Source organism: Acidovorax sp. Leaf78 (genome assembly GCF_001422735.1).
Lineage (GTDB): Bacteria > Pseudomonadota > Gammaproteobacteria > Burkholderiales > Burkholderiaceae_C > Acidovorax.
In genome coordinates this window covers 518680-544452 of sequence record NZ_LMLZ01000012.1, presented here as the reverse complement: position 1 = coordinate 544452, position 25773 = coordinate 518680, and the positions used below count along the sequence as shown (strand labels likewise).

General features: G+C 68.7%; 22 protein-coding genes. 16 read left to right on the top strand and 6 right to left on the bottom strand.

Features of this window, described 5'->3' with window-relative positions; translation table 11 throughout:
• Positions 1 to 27: 27 nt before the first annotated feature.
• The 3 genes from ASF16_RS10920 to ASF16_RS10910 all read left to right on the top strand — a co-directional run bounded on the left by ASF16_RS10920 (position 28) and on the right by ASF16_RS10910 (position 3659).
• Positions 28 to 1416, top strand: a complete 1389-nt coding sequence (locus ASF16_RS10920; RefSeq protein ID WP_056166396.1) for a phosphomannomutase/phosphoglucomutase — start codon at positions 28 to 30, stop codon at positions 1414 to 1416.
• A 72-nt stretch (positions 1417 to 1488) separates the two neighbouring features.
• Positions 1489 to 2280, top strand: coding sequence for a carbon-nitrogen hydrolase family protein (locus ASF16_RS10915; RefSeq protein ID WP_056166394.1), 792 nt, complete (start codon positions 1489 to 1491; stop codon positions 2278 to 2280).
• Positions 2277 to 3659 (top strand): 3-deoxy-D-manno-octulosonic acid transferase, encoded by a 1383-nt coding sequence (locus tag ASF16_RS10910; protein ID WP_056166389.1) that lies wholly within the window; start codon positions 2277 to 2279, stop codon positions 3657 to 3659. The genes ASF16_RS10915 and ASF16_RS10910 overlap by 4 nt, the downstream gene beginning before the upstream one ends.
• A gap of 112 nt (positions 3660 to 3771) precedes the next feature.
• On the opposite strand, the gene ASF16_RS10905 is transcribed toward ASF16_RS10910, so the two are convergent.
• From ASF16_RS10905 to ASF16_RS10880, 6 genes are all read right to left on the bottom strand, one after another.
• A complete protein-coding gene (locus tag ASF16_RS10905; protein WP_235507331.1) occupies positions 3772 to 5079 on the bottom strand; it encodes a TolC family outer membrane protein in 1308 nt (435 codons plus the stop codon).
• 126 nt (positions 5080 to 5205) lie between these two features.
• Complete coding sequence (locus ASF16_RS10900; RefSeq protein WP_056166381.1) at positions 5206 to 5547, bottom strand: rhodanese-like domain-containing protein; 342 nt, start codon at positions 5545 to 5547, stop codon at positions 5206 to 5208.
• Positions 5548 to 5582: 35 nt separating this feature from the next.
• Positions 5583 to 6296, bottom strand: coding sequence for a protein-L-isoaspartate O-methyltransferase (locus ASF16_RS10895; RefSeq protein WP_056166378.1), 714 nt, complete (start codon positions 6294 to 6296; stop codon positions 5583 to 5585).
• 41 nt (positions 6297 to 6337) lie between these two features.
• Entirely contained in the window at positions 6338 to 9532 is a 3195-nt protein-coding gene (locus ASF16_RS10890) for an efflux RND transporter permease subunit (protein ID WP_056166373.1), read from the bottom strand.
• A 15-nt stretch (positions 9533 to 9547) separates the two neighbouring features.
• Positions 9548 to 10723, bottom strand: a complete 1176-nt coding sequence (locus ASF16_RS10885) for an efflux RND transporter periplasmic adaptor subunit (protein ID WP_056166370.1) — start codon at positions 10721 to 10723, stop codon at positions 9548 to 9550.
• Positions 10724 to 10725: 2 nt separating this feature from the next.
• A complete protein-coding gene (locus ASF16_RS10880; protein WP_056166367.1) occupies positions 10726 to 11436 on the bottom strand; it encodes a TetR/AcrR family transcriptional regulator in 711 nt (236 codons plus the stop codon).
• Between the two features lie 347 nt (positions 11437 to 11783).
• Between ASF16_RS10880 and ASF16_RS10875 the strand changes: the two genes are divergently transcribed.
• From ASF16_RS10875 to ASF16_RS10815, 13 genes are all read left to right on the top strand, one after another.
• The gene (locus tag ASF16_RS10875) at positions 11784 to 12584 is read left to right on the top strand and encodes a GntR family transcriptional regulator (RefSeq protein ID WP_056166567.1); all 801 of its coding nucleotides are present in this window, start codon (positions 11784 to 11786) and stop codon (positions 12582 to 12584) included.
• Between the two features lie 43 nt (positions 12585 to 12627).
• Complete coding sequence (locus ASF16_RS10870) at positions 12628 to 13830, top strand: ABC transporter substrate-binding protein (RefSeq protein WP_056166363.1); 1203 nt, start codon at positions 12628 to 12630, stop codon at positions 13828 to 13830.
• Between the two features lie 98 nt (positions 13831 to 13928).
• Positions 13929 to 14801 carry a branched-chain amino acid ABC transporter permease gene (locus ASF16_RS10865; RefSeq protein WP_056166360.1) on the top strand — a complete coding sequence of 291 codons (873 nt, stop codon included), beginning with the start codon at positions 13929 to 13931 and terminating at the stop codon, positions 14799 to 14801.
• Positions 14798 to 15769, top strand: a complete 972-nt coding sequence (locus ASF16_RS10860; RefSeq protein ID WP_056166357.1) for a branched-chain amino acid ABC transporter permease — start codon at positions 14798 to 14800, stop codon at positions 15767 to 15769. Before ASF16_RS10865 ends, ASF16_RS10860 begins: the two co-directional genes overlap by 4 nt.
• Positions 15759 to 16532: an ABC transporter ATP-binding protein gene (locus tag ASF16_RS10855; RefSeq protein WP_056166355.1), complete on the top strand. Its 774-nt coding sequence runs from the start codon at positions 15759 to 15761 to the stop codon at positions 16530 to 16532. Before ASF16_RS10860 ends, ASF16_RS10855 begins: the two co-directional genes overlap by 11 nt.
• Positions 16529 to 17245, top strand: coding sequence for an ABC transporter ATP-binding protein (locus tag ASF16_RS10850; protein WP_056166353.1), 717 nt, complete (start codon positions 16529 to 16531; stop codon positions 17243 to 17245). The genes ASF16_RS10855 and ASF16_RS10850 overlap by 4 nt, the downstream gene beginning before the upstream one ends.
• A gap of 15 nt (positions 17246 to 17260) precedes the next feature.
• The gene (locus ASF16_RS10845) at positions 17261 to 18220 is read left to right on the top strand and encodes a tripartite tricarboxylate transporter substrate binding protein (RefSeq protein WP_056166350.1); all 960 of its coding nucleotides are present in this window, start codon (positions 17261 to 17263) and stop codon (positions 18218 to 18220) included.
• Positions 18217 to 19494 (top strand): 3-isopropylmalate dehydratase large subunit, encoded by a 1278-nt coding sequence (locus ASF16_RS10840; RefSeq protein WP_056166347.1) that lies wholly within the window; start codon positions 18217 to 18219, stop codon positions 19492 to 19494. The genes ASF16_RS10845 and ASF16_RS10840 overlap by 4 nt, the downstream gene beginning before the upstream one ends.
• Positions 19491 to 19994 carry a 3-isopropylmalate dehydratase gene (locus ASF16_RS10835; RefSeq protein ID WP_056166340.1) on the top strand — a complete coding sequence of 168 codons (504 nt, stop codon included), beginning with the start codon at positions 19491 to 19493 and terminating at the stop codon, positions 19992 to 19994. Before ASF16_RS10840 ends, ASF16_RS10835 begins: the two co-directional genes overlap by 4 nt.
• A complete protein-coding gene (locus ASF16_RS10830; RefSeq protein WP_056166338.1) occupies positions 19987 to 21693 on the top strand; it encodes a hydantoinase B/oxoprolinase family protein in 1707 nt (568 codons plus the stop codon). The genes ASF16_RS10835 and ASF16_RS10830 overlap by 8 nt, the downstream gene beginning before the upstream one ends.
• Complete coding sequence (locus ASF16_RS10825) at positions 21690 to 23732, top strand: hydantoinase/oxoprolinase family protein (protein WP_056166335.1); 2043 nt, start codon at positions 21690 to 21692, stop codon at positions 23730 to 23732. Before ASF16_RS10830 ends, ASF16_RS10825 begins: the two co-directional genes overlap by 4 nt.
• Positions 23729 to 24367: a cysteine hydrolase family protein gene (locus ASF16_RS10820; protein WP_056166332.1), complete on the top strand. Its 639-nt coding sequence runs from the start codon at positions 23729 to 23731 to the stop codon at positions 24365 to 24367. The genes ASF16_RS10825 and ASF16_RS10820 overlap by 4 nt, the downstream gene beginning before the upstream one ends.
• Positions 24364 to 25770 carry an FAD-dependent oxidoreductase gene (locus tag ASF16_RS10815; RefSeq protein ID WP_056166330.1) on the top strand — a complete coding sequence of 469 codons (1407 nt, stop codon included), beginning with the start codon at positions 24364 to 24366 and terminating at the stop codon, positions 25768 to 25770. Before ASF16_RS10820 ends, ASF16_RS10815 begins: the two co-directional genes overlap by 4 nt.
• Positions 25771 to 25773 lie beyond the last annotated feature (3 nt).

The following is a 25773-nucleotide window of genomic DNA, read 5'->3' as shown; positions in this document are numbered from 1 at the left end:
TCTTATCCCTTCGCGAAAGGCCCTTACGTGCAACCCACGCCCGCCATTTTCAAAGCCTACGACATCCGCGGCATCGTGCCGTCCACCTTGAATGAAGAAGTGGCCCTGGGCCTGGGCCGGGCCTTTGGCACCGCCGCCCGCGCCGAAGGCCAGACCACGGTGGCCGTGGGCCGCGACGGGCGCCTGTCGGGCCCCGCCATGTCGGCCGCGCTGATCCAGGGGCTGGTGGAAGCGGGCATCGAGGTGATCGACGTGGGCCTGGTGACCACGCCGCTTTTGTACTTTGCGGCCAGCACGCTGTGCCACAGCGGCATCCAGGTCACGGGCAGCCACAACCCCAAGGACTACAACGGCTTCAAGATGGTGCTCAACGGCCGCGCCATCTACGGTGAAGAGATCCAGGGCCTGCGCCGCACCATGGAGCAGGAAAGCTGGCAACTCCAGGCCGGCGGCTCCGTGCGGCACGTGGACGTGCTGCCGGCGTACACCGAGCGCATCGTGGGCGACATCAAGCTGGCCCGCCCGCTCAAGGTGGTGGTGGACTGCGGCAACGGCATTGCCGGCGCGTCGGCCCCCGGCATCTTCCGTGCGCTGGGCTGCGAGGTGGTCGAGCTGTTCTCCGAGGTGGACGGCAACTTCCCCAACCACCACCCAGACCCCAGCAAGCCCGAGAACCTGCGCGACCTGATCGAGGCCCTGAAGACCAGCGACGCCGAACTGGGCCTGGCCTTCGACGGCGACGGCGACCGACTGGGCATCGTGACCAAGGACGGCACCAACATCTTCCCCGACCGCCAGATGATGCTGTTCGCCCAGGACGTGCTCTCGCGCGTACCCGGCGGCGAGATCATCTTCGACGTGAAGTGCACCCAGCGCCTGGCGCCCGCCATTGCGGCGGCCGGCGGCGTGCCGGTGATGTTCAAGACCGGCCACTCGCTCATCAAGGCCCGCATGAAGGAGACGAATTCTCCGCTGGGCGGCGAGATGAGCGGCCACATCTTCTTCAAGGAGCGCTGGTACGGCTTCGACGACGGCACCTACGCGGGCTGCCGCCTGCTGGAGATTCTGAGCAGGTCGCAAGACCCGAGCGCCGTGCTCAACGCCCTGCCCACCAGCTTCTCCACGCCCGAGCTCAATGTCTCGTGCGCCGAGGGCGAGCCGCACCGCCTGACGGCCGAGCTGCAGGGCCTGGCTGCAGGTACCTTCTCGGCGCCCGCCACGGTGAGCACCATCGACGGCCTGCGGGTCGACTGGCCAGACGGCTTTGGCCTGATCCGCGCCAGCAACACCACGCCGGTCCTGGTGCTGCGCTTTGAGGGACATACCGAAGAGGCGCTGGCGCGCATCGAGGCGGCCATGCTGGCGCTGCTGCACAGGGTCAAGCCCGACGCCCATGTGGGCGCTGCCAGCCATTGATGGGCACCCTGGCTGTGGCTTTCACTGCCACTGCCACCTTCTTTCACCGTTGATTTTTAGCGAGTTGCCTGCGTGAACCCACAGTTTTCGACCCCCTTACGCGTTGCCGCCGCACAGTCGCCGTCCGTCCCTGGAGACGTGGCGCGCAACGTGCAGACCCACCTGGCCTTTGTGCGGGTGGCGGCGAGCCAGGGGGTGCAGGTGCTGGTGTTTCCGGAGCTCTCGCTCACCGGCTACGAGCCGTCCGTGCTGGCCGCCAACGTGCTGCATGCCGACCACGCGGCGCTGGCGCCCCTGCGCCAGGCTGCACGCGACCATGGCATGGCCCTGGTGGTGGGCGGCCCTGCCGCGCCGGTGCAGGACGGCGCACTGCCCGCCATCGGCGCCTGGGTGCTGAATGGGGACGGCAGTACCGCGCTGTACCGTAAGCGCCACCTGCATGCCAGCGAAGAGTCCTTTGCCAGCCCGGGCACCGACGACGCGCAGGTGCACCTGCTGGCGGGCGAGCCCACGGGCATGGCGGTGTGCGCCGACATCACCCACCCCGAGCACGCCCGTGCCGCGCACGCTGCCGGTGCCACGCTGTACGCCGCCGGGGCGCTGGTCAGCCACCAGGGCTACGGCCCTGAATCCGAGCTGCTGCAGGGCTATGCGCGCGACCACAGCATGGCCGTGCTGCTGGCCAACTACAGCGGGCCGTCCGGCGGCTACGTCAGCGCGGGCGGCAGTGCCTTCTGGGAGGCGGGTGGCCGCTGCGTGGTGGCGGCCGATGGCGATGTGCCCTGCATCGTGTGGGCGGCACGCGGCGACAGCGGCTGGAGCGGCGGTGTGGTGTCGGTCGACCTGCACCTCGCCGCGGCATGAACCCCGCCCGCGCGCTCTATTCAGTGGTCACCTGGGGCGCACAGCCCCTGCTGCGCCGCAAGCTGCGCCGCCGCGCCCAGGCCGAGCCCGGCTACGGCCACGCGATCGGCGAGCGCTTTGGCCGCTACCCGGCGCCCATCGACAGCCTCATGCCGCACAGCAGCTCCGACCCGCTGGGCCGGTTCGTGTGGATCCATGCCGTCTCGCTGGGCGAAACCCGCGCCGCCGCCATCCTGCTGGCCGCGCTGCGCCAGGAGCTGCCCGGCATGCGCCTGTTGCTCACGCACGGCACAGCCACCGGCCGCGCCGAGGGCGAAAAGCTGCTGCTGCCCGGCGACGTGCAGGTCTGGCAGCCCTGGGACACGCCCGGCGCGGTGGCGCGATTTCTGCGCAGGTTCCGCCCGGCCATCGGCATCCTCATGGAAACCGAGGTCTGGCCCAACCTGGTGGCCGGCTGCCGCCGGCGCGGCGTGCCGCTGGTGCTGGCCAATGCCAGGCTGAACGCCAAGTCGCTGCGCAACGCCCAGCGCCTAGCCCCGCTGGCGCGCCCCGCCTACGCAGGCCTGACGGCGGTGTGGGCCCAGACCGAGGACGACGCCGACCGCCTGCGCGCCATCGGCGCCAAGGTGCGCGGCGTGTTCGGCAACCTGAAGTTCGACGTGGTGCCAGACGCCCGGCAGCTCTCGCAAGGCCGCACCTGGCGCGACCAGGCCGCGCGCCCGGTCGTCATGCTGGCCAGCAGCCGCGAGGGCGAGGAAGCCATGTGGCTGGAGAATTTCAAGCAAAAAACGGCGCTACCGCTGGCTGGGAAAGCGCAAGGCGCTATCAATAATGAAGCATCGGGCGATGGTGACGCCACCGCCCGCAGCGTGCAGTGGCTCATCGTGCCGCGCCACCCGCAGCGCTTTGACGAGGTGCACCAGTTGTTGCTGCACGCTGGCCTGACTGTGTCCCGCCGCAGCACCTGGGCAGGTGCCCCCCCGGCCGCCGACGTGTGGCTGGGAGACTCACTGGGCGAGATGACGCTGTACTACGGCCTGGCCCACGTGGCGATGCTGGGCGGCAGCTACGCGCCGCTCGGTGGGCAAAACCTCATCGAAGCCGCCGCCTGCGGCTGCCCGGTGGTGCTGGGCCCGCACACCTTCAATTTTGCGCAAGCGGCAGAGCAGGCATGCGCAGCAGGTGCTGCCCGCCGGGTGCCGGACATGGCTGGCGGCGTGGCACAAGCAGTTGAGCTGGCGCTCGACCCCGAGCTGCAAAAGAGCGCCAGCTACCGCGCCAGCCGCTTTGCCGACGACCACCGGGGCGGGGCGTTGGCCACGGCGCAGGCCGTGCTGGGCATCGTGTTGCCCGCCAGGTCCGTGGCCGCTGGCGGCTGACACGACCGTGCGCGCCACCGCTGTGGCTGTCGCTGCCGGCTGCTGCCGGTGCCTGCCCGTGAAGACGATCTTCGGCGGGCGACGCGGCGGCTTGACTTATGCGACCAGCGACTTAGCGGACCAGCAACGCGTTGATCGCCTCGACATCCTGCTGCGTCAGCGTGCCGGCCGCCTGGCGCAGCTTCAGTGTGCCCAGCAGCACGTTGTAGCGGGCCTGGGCCAGGTCGCGCTTGGTCTGGAACAGCTGGCTTTGGGCGTTCAGCACGTCGATGTTGATGCGCACCCCCACCTGGTAGCCCAGCTTGTTGGCGTCCAGCGCGCTCTGGCTGGAGGCCTCGGCGGCTTCGAGCGCCTGCACCTGGCCCTGGCCGGACTGCACGCCGAAGAACGCTGCGCGCGTGGCCTGGGCCACGTTGCGGCGGGTGGTTTCCAGGTCGGCGGCGGCCTTGTCTTCCAGCGCCAGGGTTTCACGGATGCGGTTTTGCACCGAGAAGCCCGCGAACAGCGGCAAATTGAACGCCACGCCCACGCTGGCACTGTTGGTGCGGCTGTTCACGCCCGGAGAGGTGACCGTACCGTTGGGGTTGCGCGTGACGTTGTAGCCCGCCTGCAGGTCCACCGTGGGCAGGTGGCCGGTCTCGGCCTTTTTGGTCTCCAGCCGCGCGATGTCGAGCGCGATGACCGCCTGGCGCACGCCGGGCTGCTGGTCGCGGGCCGTGTCCACCCACAGGGCGACGTTGTCCGGTTGCACGGTGGGCAGCGGTGCGGGCAGGGCCAGCGGCTTGGGGGTGGTGCCGGCTATGCCGACGAGCTGGTCGAGCGCCAGGCGCTTGACGCGCAGGTCGTTCTCAGCCGCGATCTCCTGCGCGATCACCAGGTCGTAACGGGCCTGGGCTTCGCGTGAATCGGTGACGGTGGTGGTGCCCACCTCGAAATTGCGCTTGGCAGACGCCAGTTGCTCGGACACGGCGGCTTTTTGCGCCTGCACGAAGGTCAGCGTGTCCTGTGCGGCCAGCACGTCGAAGTACGCCTGGCTCACGCGCACCAGCAGGTCCTGCGTGGCGGCGTCGAGCTGCGCCTGCGCCACATCGATACCGCGCTGGCTCTGCTGCAGGTTGATGCGGTTGGCGGGGCGGAACAAGGGCTGCGATGCCTGCACACCCAGCGTTTGCTGGGTGCCGGTGTTCTCGACCGGGGGCCGGTTCAGTTCCACATTGGCCCGGTTCAGGCCGGCCGTCAGCCCGGCGGTGGGCAGCAGGCCCGCGCGCGCCTGGTCGGCACGGCGCGCTGCCGCGTCCAGCTGCGCACGGGCCGACTGCCAGGCCGTGTCGTACGTGCGGGCCGACTCCACCACTTCCAGCAGGCTCTGGGCGTGCACGGGTGCACACAGGGCCGTAACCAGCAAGGTTCCCAGCGCCATGGACAGGGGTGACAGAGGATGTGGCCGTAGCGGGGTCGTCATGAAAGTCCTTCGGAGATAGAAGTCTGCGGATCGATGGGTGGGAGACGGAACAAACAGGGAGCGTCGGTGCGGTGGCAGCGGGCTTCAGTACCGGGGCACAGCCGGGTCGGCTTCATGCGACCACACGTCGATGCCGCCCGTGATGTTGGCCAGGCGCTCGAACCCGTGGTGCTCCAGAAAGGCCGCCACGCGCAGGCTGCGGGCGCCGTGGTGGCACAGGCAGGCAATGGGGCGCGTGGGGTCCAGTTCGTCCAGGCGTCCGGTCAGCTCACCCATGGGGATGGCGACCAGCTCGAATCCATCGGCGCGCACGCTCGCGGTTTGCAGCTCCCACGGCTCGCGCACGTCCAGCACCACGGGCTGGCTGCCTTCGGGGGCCGAGGCGAACCAGGCAGACAGCTGGGCGGGGCGGACGTGGTCGATCATGCAGAACTCCGAAAGGAAAAATCAGACGCTGAAAATCAGAACGTGAAGCCGGATGGCTCGGGGAAGCCGACCAAGCGCGGCGCGATGGTGTCCCAGGGCGACGTGGTCTCGAACCGGTCACCGGTGCGGCGCGTCAGGGTGAAGCGCATCACGGGCTCGCTGCCCACGATGGCGCCCAGGCGGCCGCCGTCGCGCAGTTGGGAGAGCAGGGCGGCAGGCACTTCGGCCACGGAGCCGCTGAGCACGATCACATCGAACGGGCCATCAGGGATGGGGTCGCGGGCGCCGTCGGCCTGGCGCACGTCGGCGTTCTGGATACCGGCATCGCGCAGGTTCTCGCGGGCCATCTCGGCCAGCTCTGCGTTGATTTCGAGCGACACCACGCGCTCGGCGCGGTGGGCCAGAAGGGCGGCCATGTAGCCCGAACCTGTGCCGATCTCCAGCACGCGGTCGGTCGGCTTGATCTGGAGGTCCTGCAGGATGCGGGCTTCCACGCGGGGCTGCAGCATGCTGTGGCCCAGGCGCACCGCCTCTTCTGCGTCGTTGCCCAGCAAGGGCACTTCGATGTCCATGAACGCCATGCTGCTGTAGGCCGGCGGCACGAACTGTTCGCGGCGCACCACGGCCAGCAGCTCCAGCACGTCGAAGTCGAGCACGTTCCACGGACGGATCTGCTGCTCGATCATGTTGTAGCGGGCCTGGGCGACGGGGTCGCTGATGTTGGCAGAGGTGTTCAGGGGCATGTTCATGGGATTTCTCCGTGGGGCGGGTGCAGGGCCGATCGGAACGATCAGGACAAACCCTCGATTTTAGGGGGCGTTGCGCGGGCGTTGCCGAATTTGCGGCGTGCCCAGCCTGCGAGGTCGTCCATGTAGCAATAAACCACCGGCACCACCACCAGCGTGAGCAGCGACGAGGTGATGACACCGCCGATCACCGCCTGGCCCATGGGGGCACGCTGCTCGGAGCCCTCGGACAGCGCAAATGCCAGCGGCACCATGCCGAAGATCATGGCCAGCGTGGTCATGAGGATGGGGCGCAGCCGCACGCGGGCGGCCAGCAGCAGGGCGTCTGCACGGGGCAGGCCAGGCACGGTGCGGCCCTCGTCGTTCACGTGTTCCTCGCGGGCACGGATCGCAAAGTCCACCAGCAGGATGGCGTTCTTGGTCACCAGGCCCATCAGCATCACCACGCCGATGATGGAGAACATCGACAGCGTGGAGCGGAACATCAGGAGCGCCAGCACCACGCCGATCAGCGTGAGCGGCAGCGAGGTCATGAGCGCCAGCGGCTGCAGGAAGCTCTTGAACTGGCTCGCCAGGATCATGTAGATGAAGATGATGGCCATGGCCAGGGCCGAGATCGCGTAGCCGAACGATTCGGCCATGTTCTTGGTGGAGCCGCCGAACTGGTAGCGGTAGCCGGGCGGAAAGCTCACGCCCTCCAGCGCTTTCTTGATGTCGTTCGACACTTCGCCGGCCGAGCGCTGTGACACGTTGGCGTTCACCGCCACCTCGCGGGTCAGGTCGCGCCGGTTGATCTGGTTGGCGCCGGTGGATTCGGTCACGCTGGCCACCTGGTTCAGGCGCACGATGCGCGTGGTGCCGTCGGCGTTGGCCAGGGCGAACGGCAGTCGCTCCAGGTCCTGCGGGGCGGTGCGGGCCTCCGGGGCCAGGCGCACGTTCACGTCGTAGGTCTGGTCGTCCGGCGCGCGCCAGTTGCCCACGGTGGTGCCGGCCACCAGCGTGCGCAGCGATGCGGCCATCTGCGCCACCGACAGGCCCAGGTCCGACGCCGCATCGCGTCGCACGTCGAGGGCGATGACCGGCTTGTTGGGCTTGGCGCTGGTGTCCAGGTCCACCAGGCCGGGGATGTCGCGGATCTTCTCGGTGACCACCTTGGTCAGGCGCTCCAGCTCCTGCAGGTCCGGGCCCTGCAGCGAGAACTCCACCTGTTTTTGCCCGCCCACGGCGTCCAGCAGGCCCACGTGGGTGATGGTGATGCCAGGCACGGTCTTCAGGCGCTCGCGCAGCACGTCGGACATCTGGTCCACGCTGCGGCTGCGGTCCTTGCGGTCCACCAGGCGCACGTAGATGTTGGCGTAGATCTTGCCCTGCGCGCTGCCGGTGTTGATGGTGGACAGCGTGTAGCGCACCTCGGGCATCTCGCGCAGGATGCCTTCCACCTGCCGTGCCTTGGCCTCGGTGGCTTCCAGCGACGAGCCGACGGGCGTGTAGAAGTTGAGCGAGGTTTCGGAGAAATCGGCCTTGGGCACGAACTCGGTGCCCAGCAGCGGCACCATGAAGATGCTCAGCACGAAGACGGCCAGCGCTATGGCCATCGTCGCCACCTTGTGCACCAGCGACCAGCGCAGGATGCGCTGGTAACCCTCGGCCAGCGACTCGGTGGCACGGTCGAACCAGCCGGTGACGCGGCCGATGGTCTTGTCGTAGAAGGTGACGGGCCCGGTCTTGTGGCCATGCCCGTGGATGCTGGGGTCGTGCCAGATGCTCGACAGCATCGGGTCGAGCGTGAAGCTCACGAACATCGAGATCATCACCGCCGCGACGATGGTGATGCCGAACTCGTGGAAGAACTTGCCGATGATGCCGCCCATGAACCCGATGGGCATGAACACCGCCACGATGGACAGCGTGGTGGCCAGCACCGCCAGGCCAATCTCCTGCGTGCCGTCCATGGCCGCGTTGTAGGCCGACTTGCCCATCTGCACGTGCCGCACGATGTTCTCGCGCACCACGATGGCGTCGTCGATCAACAGGCCCACGCACAGGCTCAGCGCCATCAGCGTGATCATGTTGATGGTGAAGCCGAACATGTTCATGAACAGGAACGTGCCGATCAGCGCGATCGGCAGCGTGAGCCCGGTGATCACGGTGGAGCGCCAGGAGTTCAGGAACAAAAAGACGATCAGCACCGTGAGGATGGCGCCCTCGATCAGCGTCTGGCGCACGTTGTTCACCGCCACGCGGATGGGGCGGGCGCTGTCGCCGATGGTCTCCAGGCGCACGCCGGGTGGCAGCTGGTTCTTGAGCTCTGCCACCGCCGCGGTGAGGCCGTCCACCACCTCGATGGTGTTCTCGCCCTGCGACTTCTGCACCGACAGCAGCAGCGTGCGCTGGCCGTTGTACAGGGCGAGACTCTCCACTTCCTGGGCGCCATCGTTGACCCGGGCGACCTGGTCCAGCCGCACGGGGGCACCGTTCTTGCGGGCGACGATGATCTTGCCGAAGTCTTCGGGCCGCTCCATGCGCGCGTCGATCTGCACCACGCGGTCCTGCGCCAGCGACCGGATGGAGCCCACGGGCAGGTCCTGGTTCTCGTTATGCACGGCCTGGGCCACCTGGTCGGGCGTCACGCCGAAGGCTTCGAGCGCCTGCGGGTTCAGGTAGATGTTGATCTCGCGCTTGGTAGCGCCCACCAGGTTCACCGCGCCCACGCCGCGCACGTTCTCCAGGCGCTTTTTCAGCACCTGCTCGGACCAGGTGGTCAGCTCCACCGCACTGCGCTGCGTGCCGCCCGCCTTGTCATCGGGCAGCACGGCCAACGACCACACGGCGCGGCTGGCGGGGTCGAAGCGCAGCACGCGCGGCTCCTTGACCTCGGTGCGCAGCAAGGGGCGCACGGTGGCCACCTTCTCACGCACGTCCTCGGCGGCCTTGCGGCCGTCGATGTGCAGCTGGAACTCGATGATGACCACCGCAGTGCCTTCGTAGCTGCGCGAGGTCAGGGCGTTGATGCCGGCGATCGAGTTGACGCCTTCCTCGATCTTCTTCGTGACCTCGCTCTCCACGATCTCGGGCGATGCACCGGGGTAGTCCACGGTGACCACCACCACGGGGAAGTCGATGTTGGGAAATTGATCAACCTTGAGGCGCTGGTACGAAAAGAGACCCAGCACCACGATGGCGAGCATCACCATGGTGGCGAACACAGGGTTCTTGAGGCTGACTTGGGTGAACCACATGGCGGTGCGGGCGGGTCAGGGAGCAGCGCGGGGCGCCGATGCGGGCGCGCCCGCCGGGGCGGCTGCGGCAGTGGTCACCGTCGTGCCTTCACGCAGTTGCCCGATGCGCCCGTCGATCACCGGCGTGCCTTCTGCCACGCCCTGGACGGCGACCCAGGTCTGGCCGTTGACCACCGACCGCGCGCCGGTCTTGACCTCGGCGTAGGCGATACGGCCGTCCTTGAGCGTCTGCAGATAGGGCGCGGGCTTGTCGGTGCGCACGGCGTCGAGCGGCACGGTCAGCACTTCGGCGCGGCCAGTGTCGAGCGTGCCCTGCACGAACAGGCCCTGGCGCAGCGGCGTGTCGCCCTTGGCCTGGTCCACCCGCAGGTACACCGGCACGGTGCGGCTGCCCGCCTGGGCGCTGGGGCTGATGCGTGCCACGGTGGCAGGCACCGGGGTCGCTGTGCCGTCGACGGTCAGCAGCGCCTTCTGGCCCACGCGCACGGCCAGCGAATCGGCCGGGGTGAGCAGTGCTTCCAGTTCCAGCCGCGACAGGTCCACCACTTCGATGATGCGGGCGTCCACGGCCACGCGCTCGCCCGGCTGGGCCAGGCGCTGGGCCACCAGGCCGGTGATGGGACTCTTGAGCACGGTGTCGTCCAGCGACTTGCGCGCCACGTCGGCGGCCGACACGGCGGCCTGGTAGCTCGACTGCGCGGATTCGAGGCTGGCCTGCGATGTGACCAGCGCGGTGGGCGAGATGAAGCCCTGGTCCACCAGCGCGCGGTTGTTGGTGTACTGGCGCTGGTTGATGTCCACCTGCGACTTGGCCGCGTCGGCCTGCTGCTGCGCCTGTCGCAGGCGGGCCCGGGCCTCGGTGGGGTCGATGCGGGCCACTTCCTGCCCGGCCTTGACGCTGTCGCCCTCGCGCAGCGTCAGGCCTTGCAGCTCGCCGCCCACGCGCGCCTTGACCATGGCGGAGTCGACCGCACGGAGCGATCCGGACACGGGCACGCCCAGCATCAGGTTCTGGCGCCGCACGGTGATGATCTCGTCGGCAGCCAGTTGAAGCGGTGCCTGCGCTTTTTGCGCCGTGGTCTCGCTCAGCGCCTTTTGCTGCGCCTGGCGGGCCGCCATGGCACGCCACACGCCGCCGCCGAGCAACACGATGACGATGGCTGCGGCCACCCAGGGAATCCAGCGTTTCATGGTCAGGCGCCGCGTCGGGGCGATGCAGAGAAAGAGGAGGGGGAGGGGGCAGGGGGTGTATCGGGCCGCGTCAGCAGCCCGTGCAGCACGTTGTCGATCTGCGCTTCGATGAATTTCTCGGGGTCGAGGTCCATGCCTTCAGGAATGCAGACCGACACCGAGTGCTTCCACATCATGAGGAAGATCATCGGTGCAAGCACCACGTGCACGATGTAATCGAGCGACACGGGGCGGAACTCGCCGCGCTCGATGCCGCGCTCGATGATGCGGCGCACCAGCCCCTGGCCGGGCAGGATCACCTCCTGCCGGTAGAACTGCATGATTTCCGGGAAGTTCTGCGCCTCGCTGAACATCAGCTTGGTGATGCCCGACGCCTTGGTGGAGCCGATGCGCTCCCACCAGACCTGGTAGCAGTAGCGCAGCAGCTCGGTGGTGCTGCCCTCGAAGGTTTCGAGCTCCTGCGTCCACTCTTCGAAGCGGCCCGCGATGTTCTGGCGCACCACGGCCTTGAAGAGTTCTTCCTTGCTGGGGAAGTACAGGAACAGCGTGCCCTTGGACACTCCGGCCCGCGCGGCGACCTCGTCCACACGCGTGGCCGCAAAGCCTTTTTCGACAAAAAGGTCCAGCGCTGCCTCCAGCAATTCGCCGGGGCGGGCTTCCTTGCGGCGCTCGCGTTTGGTTCCGGCTGAAGGGGGTGGGGAGGCTGAGGTCAAAGGGGTGTTTAGTTAATGACTGACTGGTTAGTAATGTAGCAAGGGTGTGTGCTGGCGTCAATTCGTTGGTGCCCGGCAGACCGCAAAACCGGCACGCAGGCGACACCCGCGGGTAAACCCCGAGCGTGCGGATTTTGGGCCGCGAAGGCACCCTGGCAGGGGCGTTCATCGACGCCCCGTGGTGGTGCGCCGTGCTGCTGCAGGCCCTGTCTTTGTGCAAAAGCGTGCTCCAAAAAAGGGAGCGCCTTGCGGGCTGTGGCTCTCTGGCGCAAATGTCCTTAAAACAGGACCAAACGACCCTAAATGTCTTATTGACAGGACATTACCGATGCTTGACGATGAACCCCATGTCGCCCAAGCTGCCACTGCCCAAGTACCACCAGATCTACCTGGTGCTGCGCGAGCAATTGCAGGAAGGCCACTTCGCCGCGGGCCTGCCGGGCGAGCTGGCGCTGATGGAGCAGTTCTCCGTGGCCCGCGTCACCGTGCGCCGCGCGCTGGAGCTGCTGCAGGGCGAAGGCCTGATCTCTCGCCAGCCCGGCCGCGGCACCCGGCCTGTGCCGCAGCCCGACGCAGGGCAGGGCAGCGCGGAAGGCTCCCCCCACAGCAACCGCGCGCAACTCACAGGCCTGCTCGAAAATCTGGTCAGCATGGGTCTGCGCACCTCGGTCAAGGTGCTCGATGTGGAGACGGTGACCGCATCGCGCGCCGTGGCCGGTGCGCTGCAGATCGCCGTGGGCGACTCGGTGCAGAAGGCAGTGCGGGTGCGCAGCACGCGTGAAGGCCCTCTGTCGCACATCACCACCTACGTGCCCGCCGACATCGCCCGCCAGTTCGGCCGGCGCGAGCTGGCCCGCAAGCCCATCCTGGTGTTGCTGGAGGAATCCGGCGTGAAGGTGGGCCGCGCCCACCAGACGATTTCCGCCAAGCTGGCCGATGCCGTCGTCGCCCGCCACCTGGATGTGGCCGTGGGCTCGGCCCTGCTGGCGGTGCGCCGCCTGATCCTGGACGACCAGGAGCGGCCGGTGCAATGGCTGCACGGCCTGTACCGGCCGGACCGCTACGAATACGAGATGCAGCTGTCGCGCGTCGGCAGCATCGACGCCAAGGTCTGGGTCAGCAAAGAGCTGTCCGCCCAGTTCCACTGATCACAACGACCGCCCCCCGACCCACCCCCCAAGGAGAACGCCCATGAGTAACCGCCGCCATTTCCTATCCCAGTCGGCTGCCGCCGCATCGGCCCTGGCCTTCCCCCTGGTGGGCGGGGCCCAGGCCAAGGCCATCAAGGTGGGTGTGCTGCACCCGGTGACGGGCGCGCTGGCGTACTCGGGCCAGCAGTGCCGCGAGGGCGCGATGATGGCCATCGAGGACATCAACAAGGCCGGTGGCATCAAGTCCCTGGGCGGCGCCAAGCTCGAGGCCCTGCTGGGCGACGCGCAGTCGCAGCCCCAGGCCGGCGCGGCCGAGGTCGAGAAGATGAACGAGGCGGGCGTGTCCGCCGTGGTCGGCGCCTTCGCGTCGGCCATCTGCCTGGCCACCACGCAGGCCGCCGCCAAGTACAACCTGCCGCACATCGTGGACGTGGGCGTGGCCGACCAGATCGTGGAGCGGGGCCTCAAAAACACCTTCCGCTTCGGCCCCGGCTACAAGAAATGCACCGAGACGGCCATGGCCAACCTGCACGTGCTCAACACCGCCGCCGGCAAGCCAGCCAAGACGGTGATGATCATCCACGAGGAATCGCTGTTCGGCTCCGGTACGGCCCAATTGCTGTCGCGCGAGCTGCCGGGCTACGGCTACGAGGTCAAGGAAGTCGTCAAGCACGCCAACCCCACGCGCGACTTCAACAACATCGTGCTGCGCATGAAGGCGGTCAACCCCGACATCGTGATCCCCGCCAACTACTACAACGAGTACGCGCTGCTGGTGCGCACCATGCAGCAGCAAAAGGTCACGCCCAAGGCCATCTACTCGGTGCTGGGCGGCGCCGCGTCGAGCTACAAGTTCGTCAAGGAGTTTCCGGACGCAGCCAACGGCATCATCGACTGCAACCACTGGTTCAACCCCAAGGACAAGCGCGCGCAGGACCTCAAGAAGCGGGTGGAGGCCAAGGGCCTGTTCTTCAGCTACGAACTGTTCATGACCTACACGTCCATGTGGCTGCTGGCCGATGCCCTGGAGCGCGCCAAATCGATGGACCGCGCCGCCCTGATCGACGCGCTGGAAAAGAGCACGTTTGCCGACCACATCATGCCGTACGGCCCCACCAAGTTCGTCGCCGGACAGAACCAGGGAGCCCAGCCACTCATGACCCAGGTGCTGAACAAGGACATCAAGGTCATCATCCCGCGCGACTACCGCGAAGCAGACCCGCTCTTCCCCTTGAAGGCCTGAGAAACCCACCTCCGGCCATGCCTGCAACGGCCAGCGCGGCGCCAGAGCACCTGGTGCCAGGCCGCGCCTTTGCCTGAACAGCCGGACACACCACACCCATGTTCGATCTCAGCATCCTCTTCCCCTCGGTCCTGAACGGCCTGACGACCGGCGCGGTCTACGCGCTGATCGCCCTGGGCCTGACCTTGATCTACGGCGTGCTGCACATCATCAACTTCGCGCACGGCGCGTCGCTGATGTTGGCGCTGTACGCCGTCTACCTGCTCAAGCAGCACTGGGGGATCGACCCCTACCTGGCGCTGCCCATCGTCGTGCCGGGCATGTTCGCCCTGGGCTACGTGCTGCAGCGCGTGGTCATCAACCGCGCCAGCCACGGCAAGCACGAGAACATCCTGCTCGTCACTCTGGGCATCTCCATCGTCATGGAGAACCTGGCGCTGCTGTTCTTCAAGTCCGACACGCGCACCATCGAGACCAGCTACACCCTCACCACCGTGGCCATCGGCCCGGCGATGATCGCGCTGCCCAAGCTCGTGTCCTTTGCTGGCGCGCTGGTCGTATCGGGCCTGCTGCTGTGGATCGTGGGGCGCACCGACCTGGGCCGGGCCATCCGCGCGGTGGCGCGCGAGAAGCACGGCGCCAAGCTCATGGGCATCCATGTGGACCATGTCTACGCCATGAGCTTCGGCATCGGCCTGGCCTGCCTGGGCGCGGCCGCGTGCTTTCTGCTGCCGGCCTACTACGTCAACCCGCAGGTGGGCAGCGGCTTCGTGCTGGTGGCCTTCACCATCGTGGTGCTCGGCGGCATGGGCAGTTTTGCGGGCGCGCTGGTCGGCGGGCTGCTGATCGGCGTGGTGGAGTCGCTGGGCGGCCTGTACCTGGGCGAATCGCTGGGGCAGATCGGGATCTTCGCCATCTTTATCGCCGTGCTGCTGTTTCGCCCGCAGGGCCTGTTTGGAGCCCGTCAATGAAGCAGCTCGCATCCATCGCGCTCTTCGCGCTGGCCGTGTCGGCCATCACCTTCGCGTCCGACTCCGGCGTGCTGCTGAACTTCATCATGATGGCCCTGTATGCCGCCTTGCTGGCGCAGGCCTGGAACATCCTGGGCGGCTTCGGCGGGCAGTTCTCGTTCGGCCATGCGCTGTTCTTCGGCACGGGCGCCTACATCCAGGCCATTGCGCAGATGCAGGGCGGCATCAACGCCTGGGTGGCGCTGCCCATGGCCGTGGGCGGCAGCGCGCTGGTGGGGCTGTTCGTGGGCGGGCTGTCGTTCCGCTACGGGCTTAAGGGATCGTACTTCGCGCTGGTCACCCTGGCTTTTGCCGAGGTGTTCCGCATCCTGGCGCTGTCGGTGCCCTTCACCGGCGCGGGCGTGGGCCTGATGCTGCCGCTCAAGGAATCGGTGGCGAACATGCAGTTCGGCTCGCGCAAGGGCTATGTCTTCCTGATCCTGGCGCTGGTCACGCTGGCGCTGCTGGCCAGCTGGTGGCTCAAGAACTCTCGCTTCGGTGCCTGGCTGCAGGCCGTGCGCGACAACGAAGACGCGGCCCGCGCCATCGGCGTCAATCCGTTCACCGTGAAGATGGGTGCCATCGCGCTGTCGGGCGGCTTCATGGGCGCGGCGGGGGCGTTCTATGTGCAGGTCTTCCAGTACATCGACCCGGGCATCGCCTACGGCTCGGTGACCTCGGTGGAAGCGCTGGTGGCGGCCATCGTGGGCGGCATCGGCACCATCTGGGGGCCAGTGCTGGGCGCCCTGGTGCTGCACGTGCTGGCCGACCTCACGCGCAACCTGTTCGGCCAGCTGCCCGGCATCAACATGGTGATCTACGGGGTGGTGCTGGTGGTCATCGTCATGTTCCTGCCGCGCGGCATCGCGGGCCTGGGACAGTCGGTGGTGCATCTGTGGAAACGTTCGGGAGGCCGCCATGGCCAATGACCTGCTGACTCTGACGGGACTGGGCAAGTCCTTCGGCGGCCTGAAGGCCGTGCAGAACGTGAGCCTCACGGTACCCGAAGGCTCGCTCACCGCGCTGATCGGCCCCAATGGCGCCGGCAAGACCACGCTGTTCGCGCTGATGACCGGTTTCGTGAAGCCCGACGCGGGCACGGTGCAGTTCGCCGGGCGCGACATCACCGGCCAGGCGCCGCACCTTAATGCCCGCCTGGGCATGGCGCGCACCTTCCAGATCGTGCAGCCCTTTGCCGCCCAGACCGTGCGCGAGAACATCGCCGTGGGCGCCCATCTGCACGAGCCGCGCCGCGCGGCAGCGCTGGCGCTGGCCACCGAGGTGGCGGCGCGCGTGGGCTTGACGGCGCAGCTCGACAAGCCCGCATCCGACCTGACCGTGGCCGGGCGCAAGCGGTTGGAGCTGGCGCGGGCGCTGGCCACCCGGCCGCGCCTTTTGCTGCTGGACGAAGTGCTGGCCGGCCTCAACCCCCAGGAGATTGCCGAGATGATTCCCGTGGTGCGTGGCATTGCCCAGGGCGGCGTGACGGTGCTGATGATCGAGCACGTCATGCAGGCCGTGATGAACCTGGCCGAGCACGTGTGGGTGCTGGCGCAGGGCCAGTTGATCGCCGAGGGCAGCCCGGGCGTGGTGACGTCCGATGAGCGCGTGATCGAGGCGTATCTCGGCCACGGCACCGCAGCCCGCCTGCGCGCGGCTGCGGCCTCCTCCTCCTCGAAGGAGGCCGCATGAGCACGGGCCCACTGCTGGATATTGCGGGCCTGCGCGGCGGTTATGGCCGTGTGGAAGTGCTGCGCGGGGTGGACCTGCAGGTGAACCCGGGAGAAACCGTGGCCTTGCTGGGCAGCAACGGCGCGGGCAAGTCCACGCTCAACAATGTGGTCTGCGGCATCTACCCGGCCTGGGCCGGGCGCGTGGCCTTTGGCGGCGCCGACCTGAGCGGTGCGCACTACACCGAGGTCGTCAAGGCCGGGCTGATCCAGGTGCCCGAGGGGCGCAAGATCTTCCCGAACCTGAGCGTGCTGGAGAACCTGTCGCTCGGCAGCTTCTCGCGCGCCCGGGAGCGCCGAGCCGAGAACATCGACAAGGTGTTCGCCACCTTCCCGCGCCTGAAGGAGCGCACCGCACAGCTGGCCGGCACCATGAGCGGGGGCGAGCAGCAGATGCTGGCCATCGGCCGCGGCCTGATGGCCGAGCCGCGCCTGTTGATCCTGGACGAGCCCTCGCTGGGCCTGTCGCCCCTGCTGGTCGAAGAGATGTTCGGCCTGATCCGCCAGTTGCGCTCCACGGGCCTGGCGGTGCTGCTGGTCGAACAGAACGTGGGGCAGTCGCTGGAGATCGCCGACCGCGCCTACGTGATGGAAAACGGGAGCATCCGCTTTTCCGGCGCGCCCGACGAACTGCTGCGCAGCGACGAACTGCGCCGGGCCTATCTGGGCCTTTGAGAAGGAGACAACCACATGACCATTCCACGCCGAAAACTGCTGCTGGCGTTGCCCGCCGTGCTTCCGCTCGGGCGGGCCCTGGCCCAGGGCAGTGCCCCCATCCGCATCCTGGTGGGCGCGCCTGCCGGTGGCTCCACCGACACGCTGGCGCGCAACCTGGCCACCGAGATGGGTCGCCAGCTCGGCCGCACCGTGGTGGTGGAAAACCGCCCGGGCGCGGGTGGCAACATCGCGGCCGACGCGGTGGCCAAGGCCGTGCCGGACGGCAACACGCTGCTGATGAGCTTCACGAGCCACGCCATCAATGCGAGCCTGTACCCGTCGCTGCCGTTCGACCCCATCAAGGACTTCACGCCGCTGACCTGCGTGGCGACCTCGCCGTCCATCCTGGTGGCCAACCCCGCGGTGCCGGCCAAGGATGTGCGCGAGCTGATCGCACTGGCCAAGGCCAGGCCGGGCCAGCTCAACTTCGCCATCGGCGCCGTGGGCTCGTCGCTGCACCTGGCGGGCGACGCTTTCAAGATGCAGTCGGGCGCGTACATCGTCAACATCCCGTACAGAGGCACCGCGCCCGCGCTGCAGGACGTACTGGCCGGGCAGGTGGAGCTGATGTTCGCCGCCGTGGGCAACGCCCAGTCGCAGATCCGCGCAGGCAAGCTCAAGGCGCTGGGCGTGACCAGCGCCAAGCGGCTGCCGGCCTTTCCGGACGTGCCGGCCATCGCCGAGGTGCTGCCCGGCTACGAGTCGAGCGCCTGGTTCGGCTTGTTCGGCCCCGGCAACATGAACCCCGAGCTCGCCAAGAGGTTGAGCGACGCGGCCCGCCAGGCGATTGCCACGCCCGAGGTCAAGAAGCGCCTGGAGACCGAAGGCGCCGTGCCCGTGGGCAACAGCCCTGAGGAATTCGCGCGCTTCGTGCAGGCCGAGATCACGCGCTGGGCCAAGGTCGTGCGTTTTGCCGGAGCCAAGCCCGAATGACCACCGCCCTCAGTACCCTGGCGCAAAAGCTGGTGGCCCGCGCCAGCGGTCGCAACGCCGTCACGCCCGGGGAGATCGTCAACTGCCAGGTCGACCTGGCCATGTTCCACGACTCGTCCGGTCCCCGGCGCCTCAAACCCATGCTCGACGAGCTGGGCGCGAGCATCTGGGACAAGTCGCGCGTGGTGCTGGTCATGGACCACTACCTGCCCGAGCGCGACGACGAATCCCGCCGCATCGTGCGCATTGCCCGCGACTGGGCCAAGGAGCAGGCGCTGCCCCACGTCTACGACGGCCAGGGCATCTGCCACGTGGTGGTGCCGCAGCACGGCCACATCCGCCCGGGCATGTTCTGCGTGGGGGGCGACTCGCACTCGCCCACGGGCGGGGCGTTCGGTGCCTACATGTTCGGCATCGGCAGCACCGAGATGCTGGGCGTGGTGGTCACCGGCGAGATCTGGCTGCGCGTGCCCCACACCCTGCAGATGCACTGGAGCGGGCGCCTGGCCGCTGGCGTCACCGCCAAGGACATGATGCTGCACATGGTCGGGCGCTTCGGCATGAACGGCGGCCAGTACCAAGCTGTGGAGTTTGCCGGGCCTGCGGTACAGGCCCTGTCGATGCAGGAGCGCATGACCCTCTCCAACATGAGCGCGGAGCTGGGCGCGCAGGCCGGCCTGATTGCCCCCGACGCGACCACACACGACTGGCTGGCCGTCCACGGCGTGCCCGAGGTCGACCTGCAAGGCCTGGACACCTGGGTGACGGACCCCGGCGCGCCGCTGACCCGGCACGACTTCGACGCCTACACCCTGGCGCCCCAGGTAGCCGCGCCCCACAGCCCCGCCAATACCGGTGCCGTGGGCCAGCATGCCGGCACGCGCATCGACGTGGCCTACATCGGCGCCTGCACGGGTGCCAAGCTCGACGACCTGCGCGCCGCCGCCAGCGTGCTGCGCGGCCACCGCGTGGCCAGTGGCGTGCGCCTGATGGTGGCGCCCGCCAGCCAGCAGGACCAAGCCGCCGCGCGCGCCGAAGGCGTGCTGCAGGTGCTGGAGGACGCGGGGGCAGAACTCTTTCCGACCACCTGCGGCGCCTGCGCCGGCTATGGCGACACGGTGGGCGACGGCACCACCGTGATCTCCAGCACGGCGCGCAACTTCAAGGGGCGCATGGGCTCGGCCACCGCTCAGGTGTACCTGGCGTCGCCCTACACCGTGGCCGCATCGGCCCTGCAGGGGCACATTGCCGACCCGCGGGAGGTGCTGGCATGAGCGCCGCACCACACAGGGTCTGGAAGCTGGGCGCCGACATCGACACCGATGTGCTGGCCCCCGGCCATGCCATGAAGCACGGCATTGATGTGCTGGCCCGCCACTGCCTTGAATCGGTACGCCCGGACTTTGTGGGCGGCGTGCGCCATGGTGACGTGATCGTGGCCGGCCCCAACTTCGGCATCGGTTCGTCGCGCGAGCAGGCAGCTGCCGTGCTGGTGCGGCTGGGCATCGTGGCAGTCATCGCGCCGTCGTTCAGCGGCCTGTACTTTCGCAATGCCTTCAACCTGGGGTTGCTGCTGCTGACCTGCCCCGAGGCGGACAGGGTGGCCGAGGGCGAGCAAGTCGCGCTCGACTGGCAGGTCCCGGCCGTGATCACTGCGGATGGCACGCGCCTGGCGTGCGATCCGATTCCCCCGTTTCTCATGGACATGGTGCGCGCCGGCGGTTTGCTGAACCAGCTGCGCGCCCGATTTGGCAAGGAGGCCGTCAATGGCTGACAACAAGGTAGCAACATCGATGGACCCGGTCACGCTGGCCGTGCTGCGCGGGCGGCTGGAGCAGGTGGCCGACGAGATGGATGCCACGCTGTACCGCAGCGCATTCAACCCCATCATCGCCGAGGCGCACGACGCCTGCCATGGCCTGTACGACGCGGCCAGCGGCGACACCCTGGTGCAGGGCAAGTCGGGCCTGCCGGTGTTCGTGGGCGCCATGGCCTTTGCGGTGCGCGCGGCCATGCGCATCGCCGCAGAGCGTGGCGGCATGGCGCAGGGCGACACCTGGCTGTTCAACGACCCGTACGAGGGCGGCACGCACGCCAACGACTTCAAGCTGGTGCGGCCGTTCTTTCGCGACGGCCGGCTGTACTGCTTTCTCGCGTCGGCCGCGCACTGGCACGACGTGGGTGGCAATGTGCCCGGCAACTACAACCCCGCCGCCACCGAGTGCTGGCAGGAGGCGGTGCAGATTCCGCCCGTGCGCATCGTGCGCGGCGGTGCGCTGGACGAGGACGTGCTGGCCATCCTGAAAGCCAATACCCGCCTGCCCGACAGCCTGTGGGGCGACCTGAACGGACAGCTCTCCGCGCTGGACCTGGGCGAGCGCCGCCTGAACGACCTGCTGGACCAGTATGGCGACGCCGTGGTGCTGCAGGCCATGGGTGAGCTGCGCACGCGCGCCGTCAAGCTCATGCGCTCGCATATCGCGGCGCTGCCCGATGGGCGCTACAGCTTCAGCGACATGCTGGACAACGACGGCGTGAAGGACGAGGCGCTGACCATCGCCCTGGACATGACTGTCGCAGGCGACCGGCTCACGCTCGATTTTTCGCGCACCTCGCCGCAGTGCGCCGGGCCGGTGAACATCTCGCGCGCCACGGCCATCGCGGCCTGCTACGTGGCCTTGAAGCACCTGTTCCCGGACGTGCCCGCCAATGCCGGCGTGCTGGATGCGGTGGATTTCGTGCTGCCGGACGGCCTGGTGATCAGCGCCGCTCGGCCACGCCCGGTGGGCGGTTACACCGAGACCATTTTGCGCATGATCGATGTGATCTTCAGCGCCACGGCCCTGGCCGCGCCCGAGCGCGCCATGGCCCAGGCCTACGGCACCATCAATGCGCTGTCCATCGCCGGACACCGCACCGATGCGGCACGCAAAGGCCAGCGCTGGGTGATGTTCAGCTTCTTCGGCGGTGGCCACGGCGGGCATTCCGATGGCGACGGCATGAGCCACGGCAACGCGCCCATCTCCACGGCGACCATCCCGCCACTCGAAATTCTGGAGGCCGCGTACCCCGTGCGCTTCACGCAATGGGCGCTGCGCCCGGGCTCGGGCGGCGACGGCCAGCACCGCGGTGGCCTGGGCGCCATTTACGAGATCGAGCTGCTGGAGCAGGACGCCGAGGTCTTCATCTTCGGCGAGCGCGGCAAGGCCGCACCGCAGGGCATCGCCGGAGGCGGAGAGGCCGCGATGAACGTCTTCAGCTACGAGAACGCGGGCGAGTGGAAGACGCCGCCCATGCGCTCCAAGATGATCGGCATCCAGCTGAAAAAAGGCGAGCGTGTGCGGCTGGAAACACCCGGCGGCGGCGGTTACGGCGCCCCGTCGGCGCGGGCCGCAGCAGCGCGCCACAGCGACGAGGCGATGGGTTATGTGGTGGCGGACAACAGCGCAGCAGCAATGAAAGGCGCAGCATGAGCGGCAAGGCTTCCTTTGTGGTGGGTGTGGACGTGGGTGGCACCTTCACCGATCTTTTTGTGCTGGACGAGTCCGACGGCAGCGCCCGCATCGTCAAGGTGCCCTCGACCCGCGGGGAAGAGGCCCGCGGCTTCATGAACGGCGTGGCACGGGTGGCGGATTCGGCATCGGCCATCGCCACCATCGTGCACGGCACCACCGTGGGCACCAATGCGCTGCTGGAGCGCAAGGTGGCACGCACCGGCATCATCACCACGCGCGGCTTTCGCGATGTGCTGGAGATGCGCCGCCGCGACCGGCCCCAGACCTGGGGCCTGCGCGGCAGCTTCGAGCCCATCGTGCCGCGCGACCTGCGCCTGGAGGTGGACGAGCGCGTGCTGGCCGATGGATCGGTGCACACACCGGTCGATCTGGACCAGGTGAAAGCCCAGGCCCAGGCCTTGCTGGACGCTGGCTGCGAGGCGGTCTGCGTGTTCTTCATCAACACCTACGCCAACCCGGCCAACGAGCAGGCGGCCGTGGCCGCGGTGCGCAGCCTGTGGCCCAACCCGCACGTGACCGCGGCCAGCGAGGTGCTGCCCGAGATCCGCGAGTTCGAACGCTGCTCCACCGCCACGCTCAATGCCGCCCTGCAACCCGTGGTGGGCAGCTACCTGGAGCGGCTCGAGGGCGACCTGCGCACCCAGGGCTTTGGCGGCGAGCTGCTCATCGTGCAGAGCAACGGCGGCGTGATGTCGCGCCAGACGGCGTGCGACGTGCCGGTGCGCACCGCGCTGTCGGGCCCGGCGGCTGGGGTGATCGCCTGCGCAGCCATTGCGCGGGCGGCCGGCTTTCCGGATGCGATCACCGGCGACATGGGCGGCACCTCGTTCGACGTGTCGCTGGTGGCGGGTGGCGAGGCGGCCCTGGCCGCGCAGACCGCCATCGAGTTCGGCATGGTCGTGCGCTCGCCCATGATCCAGATCGAGACCATCGGCGCGGGCGGCGGCTCCATTGCGTCGGTGGACGCCAGCGGCATGCTGCAGGTGGGCCCCGAGTCGGCGGGCAGCGTGCCCGGCCCCGCGTGTTACGGGCGCGGCAACACCCGCCCCACGGTGACCGATGCCAACGTGCTGCTGGGCCGCATCGCGGCCGACCGGCCGCTGGGTGGCGGGCTGCTGGCCGCCATGGATGCGGCCAAGTCCCGCGACGCCATCAACACCCACGTGGCCCAGCCCCTGGGCCTGGACGTGATGGCCGCAGCCGAAGCCATCCTGACGGTGGCCAACGCCAAGATGGCCGGCGCCGTGCGGGTGGTCTCCATCGAGCGCGGGCACGACCCGCGCCAGTTCGCCTACATGCCGTTCGGCGGTGGCGGCGCTTTGCACGTGTGCGCCATGATGCGCGAGGTGGGCGTGGGCACGGGCATCGTGCCGCGCTACCCCGGCGTCACCTCGGCCCTGGGCTGCGTCATGGCCGACATGCGCCACGACGCGGTGCAGACCCTGAACAAACCCCTGGCCGAGCTGGACGTGGCCGACCTTCGCGAGCGCGTGCAGGCCCTGTCGGCCGCCTGCCAGCAGCGCCTGGACTCGGCGGGCGTGCAGTTCGTACAGGTGCAGGAAATCATTGCGCTGGACATGCTCTACGCCGGGCAGACGCACACCGTGCAGGTGCCGCTGGCGGCGCAGGCACTGAGCCGCGAAGGCATCCAGGCCGCTTTCGAGGCCGCCTACCGCGCCGCCTTCGGCCGGGTGCTCGACGGCATCGCCGTGCGGGTGATGAACCTGCGCTACGCCCGCGTGGGCGTGCGGCCCAAATTCGACCTGACGGTGCTGGCACCGCAATCGATCACACTGAACCCCTCCCTGGGCGTGCAGCGCGTGTTCCACGCCGGCCAGTGGTGGGACGCGGCGCGCCACGCGCGGCTGGACCTGCCGGTGGGCACCCGCATCGACGGCCCCGCCATCCTGGAGCAGCCCGACACCACGGTGTGGCTGGAGCCGGGCTTTCATGCCACGGTGGACACGCTGGGCAACCTGCTGGTGCGTGCAGCATGAGCAGCAGCGCCACACCGTTGTCCCCGCTGAACCTGCGCCGCACGGCCCTGGTCATCATCGACCTGCAGGACGACTTCCTCGCACCCGAAGGCGCCTATGCCCGGGGCGGTGCGGTGAGCGCTGCCGCACAGGCCCTGCCGCCGCGCGTGGCCGCCGTGGCCCAGGCGCTGAAAGCGGCGGGCGGCATGGTGGTGGGCAGCCAGTTCACCCTGTGGCCCGATGCGCAGGGCGAACCCATGATCTCGCCCCACCTCAAAACCCTGCGCCCGTTCCTGCGCCGCGGCGACTTCGCGCCGGGCAGCGCGGGTCAGGCGATGGTGTCCGACATTGCGCCGTGGGTCGATGTGGCGGTCTGCAAGGTGGCGTACTCGGCCTTTTTCAACACCCAGCTCGACTGGGTGCTGCGCCGCGCGGGCATCGACACCGTGGCGGTTTGCGGCATCGTCACCAACGGCGGCGTGGCCAGCACGGTGCGCGACGCCCACATGCGCGACTACCGCACCCTGGTGTTGTCCGACGGTTGTGCTGCCTTCCGCCAGGAGGTGCACGACACCGCGCTGGCGGACATGGGCACCGTGGCGCAGGTGCTGACCTGCAACGACTTCACCGCCGCATTGGCTGCAGGCACGCCATGAGCAGCACGCTGCCGACCATCCGCCGCGCCGACAGCATGCCGGCGGCCGCGCAGGACAACCATGTGCCTGTCGCCATCGTGGGCGGTGGCGCCTGCGGCCTGACCGCGGCGCTGATGCTGCACGACCTGGGTGTGGACTGCGCCGTGCTGGAGCGCGACGCCACGCCCACGGGCTCATCAGCGCTGTCCTCAGGCTTCATCCCGGCACCGGGCACACAAGTGCAAAAGGATCTGGGCATTGCGGACAGCGCCGAACGTTTTGCCGCCGACATCACCGCCAAGGCCAAGGGCAGGGCAGCGCCGCAACTGGTGCAGGCCTACGCCCGCGCCATCGGCCCCGCGCTCGATGCGCTGCAGGACCGCCATGGCCTGGAATGGCAGGTGCTCGATGGATTCTTGTACCCCGGCCACAGCGTGCGCCGCATGCACGCGGTGCCCGAGAAGACCGGTGTGGGCCTGATGGACCGGCTGGCCAACGCGGTGGCGGCCGCCGACATTCCCCTGGTCACCGACGCCGCCGTGCGCGAGCTGTGGGCCGACGACACCGGCCTGCTGCTGGGCGTGGGCTACGAGCGGCCGGACGGCACGCTGGAGCATCTGTCGTGCGATGCGGTCATCCTGGCCTGCAACGGCTTCGGCGGCAATGCCGCCATGGTGCGCGAACTGTTGCCCGAAATGCGCGACGCCCTGTTCGCCGGCCACACCGGCAACGACGGCAGCGCCATCGCCTGGGGCCGCGCACTGGGCGCGCGCCTGGCGGACCTGGGTGGCTACCAGGGCCACGGCTCGTGGGCCATACCGCAGGGCGCGCTGATCTCGTGGGCGCTGATGATGGAAGGCGGAATGCAGGTCAACGCGCAGGGCCGTCGCTTTCATGACGAGACACAGGGCTACTCCGAGGCCTCGGTGCATGTGCTGGCCCAGCCGGGCGGCGTGGCCTGGAACGTGTTCGACGCGCCCATTCTGGCCCTGGCGCGCGGCTTTCCGGACTTCGTCGACGCCGAAGCCGCGGGCGCGGTGAAGCACTGCGACAGCGTGCAGGCGCTGGCGGCCTTGATAGGCTGCGACGACACCGCGCTGGCGGCCACGCTGGCAGGGCAGGGCCCGTACCCCCGCCCGGGCACGCGAGCGCTGCAGGCGCCGTTTTGCGCCGTCAAGGTCACCGGCGCGCTGTTCCATACCCAGGGCGGGCTCGACATCGACGCGCAGTGCCGCGTGCTCGACACCCAGGGCCGCCCGTTTCCCAACCTGCTGGCCGCAGGCGGCGCGGCGCGTGGTGTCTCGGGCGATGCCGTCTGGGGTTACCTCTCGGGCAACGGCCTGCTGAGCGCCGTGGCCGGCGGCTACCTGGCGGCCTACACCGCCGCCCATCTGCTTCGTCCCCCTACGGGTTCCAAACCATGACCG